Origin of the sequence: Streptomyces griseicoloratus (genome assembly GCF_014534645.1) — a bacterium.
Lineage (GTDB): Bacteria > Actinomycetota > Actinomycetes > Streptomycetales > Streptomycetaceae > Streptomyces > Streptomyces griseicoloratus.
In genome coordinates this window covers 1-1,214 of record NZ_JACVQF010000148.1, presented here as the reverse complement: position 1 = coordinate 1,214, position 1,214 = coordinate 1, and the positions used below count along the sequence as shown (strand labels likewise).

Below are 1,214 nucleotides of genomic sequence, written 5' to 3'. Positions count from 1 at the left end.
CCAGCACCCGCACCCACCGCTCCGCGAACCGCTCCACCGACCCCGCATCGAACAGATCCGCCGCTGCGAGGACGGAGCCCCGCAGACCGGCCGGCGTTCCCTCCTCGTCGTAGGTCTCGGAGGCGATGAGTTCCAGGTCGAACTTCACGGTCGGAGCGACGGCATGCACACCCTGCCCGGTCGGAAGGCCTCCGGCCTGCGCTCCGGGCAGTACGAGGGCCGCGTCGGCGTTGTTCTGAAGGGTGAGCATCACCTGGAACAGAGGGTGCCGGGCCAGGGAGCGCACCGGTGCCAGCTCCTCCACCAGCCGCTCGAACGGCACGTCCTGGTGGGCCAGGGCATCGAGACCTGCTTCCCGCACCCGGGCGAGCAGTTCGGTGAACGTCGGGTCGCCCGACAGATCGGATCGGATGACGAGGGTGTTGACGAAAAAGCCGATCAGGTCGTCCAGCGCCTCGTCCGTACGGCCGGCCACCGCCGAACCGAGCGGTATGTCCGTACCGGCGCCCAAGCGGTGGAGCATGACGGCCATGGCGGCCTGGAGCACCATGAACACCGTCACTCCCTCGGCCCGTGCCAACTCGGCGAGGCGTGCGTGCAGTTCGGCGGGCACCCGGAGCGGGACCTGGTGCCCGCGGTGCGACGCCACCGGCGGACGGGGCCGGTCGAAGGGGAGTTCCAGCTCCTCGGGCAGTCCGGACAGAGCCTCCCGCCAGTGGGCGACCTGGGTGGCGAGAAGGCTGTCGGGGGCGTCCTCCGAGCCCAGCAGCTCCCGCTGCCACAGTGCGTAGTCGCCGTACTGCACCGGAAGGTCAGCCCACTGCGGCTCCCGCCCCTCCATCCGCGCCGCGTAGGCCGTGGACAGGTCGCGTGCCAGGGGGCGGATCGACCAGCCGTCCCCGGCGATGTGGTGCAGCAGAAGCACCAGTACCTGCTCCTCGGGGCCTGCCTCGAACAGCCACGCACGCAGCGGAATTTCCGTCGCCAGCTCGAAGCGGTGACCCACCGCCTCAGCGACGGCGGCCGCCAGGTCATCGGGGCCCGTGGCCGCGGTACGGAGCGCGAAGCCGGTCTCCTCCACGGTGAGGATGTGCTGATACGGCTCACCGTCGATGACACGGTAGACGGTGCGCAGCACCTCGTGCCGGGCCAGAACGTCGCGCAGGGCCGACTCCAGTGCCGCCCGGTCGACTCCGCCGGTCAGCCGGAGCACG

The 1,214-nt window shown here is 70.9% G+C and carries 1 protein-coding gene; it reads right to left on the bottom strand.

The window, feature by feature from the left end; translation table 11 throughout:
• A partial coding sequence (locus H0H10_RS04510; RefSeq protein ID WP_223179367.1) for a condensation domain-containing protein occupies window positions 1-1,214 on the bottom strand: 1,214 nt, incomplete at both ends.